This window comes from Vibrio bivalvicida (assembly GCF_001399455.2).
Classification (GTDB): Bacteria; Pseudomonadota; Gammaproteobacteria; order Enterobacterales; family Vibrionaceae; genus Vibrio; species Vibrio bivalvicida.
The window spans coordinates 1-317 of record NZ_LLEI02000002.1; the positions used below are offsets into that span (position 1 = coordinate 1).

Sequence of the window (317 nt, forward strand, 5' to 3'; positions counted from 1 at the left end):
ACCAGTGACCCCCTGCTTGTAAGGCAGGTGCTCTCCCAACTGAGCTAATCGCCCATCGAATCAAGAATGGTGGAGCTAAGCAGGATCGAACTGCTGACCTCCTGCGTGCAAGGCAGGCGCTCTCCCAGCTGAGCTATAGCCCCATATCTTGAGAAAATGGTGGGTCGTGCAGGATTCGAACCTGCGACCAATTGATTAAAAGTCAACTGCTCTACCAACTGAGCTAACGACCCAATGGTATCCCGTAGGGGAGTCGAACCCCTGTTACCGCCGTGAAAGGGCGGTGTCCTAGGCCTCTAGACGAACGGGACACTAAG

At 54.6% G+C, this 317-nt stretch carries 3 tRNA genes; all 3 read right to left on the reverse strand.

Annotated features, from left to right (window positions below):
• Positions 1–67 precede the first annotated feature (67 nt).
• The 3 genes from APB76_RS00015 to APB76_RS00025 all read right to left on the reverse strand — a co-directional run bounded on the left by APB76_RS00015 (position 68) and on the right by APB76_RS00025 (position 311).
• Positions 68–143: transfer RNA gene (locus tag APB76_RS00015), tRNA-Ala, on the reverse strand.
• Between the two features lie 14 nt (positions 144–157).
• Positions 158–233, reverse strand: a tRNA-Lys gene (locus tag APB76_RS00020).
• Positions 234–235: 2 nt separating this feature from the next.
• Positions 236–311 (reverse strand) — tRNA-Glu (locus APB76_RS00025).
• Between the last annotated feature and the right edge of the window lie 6 nt (positions 312–317).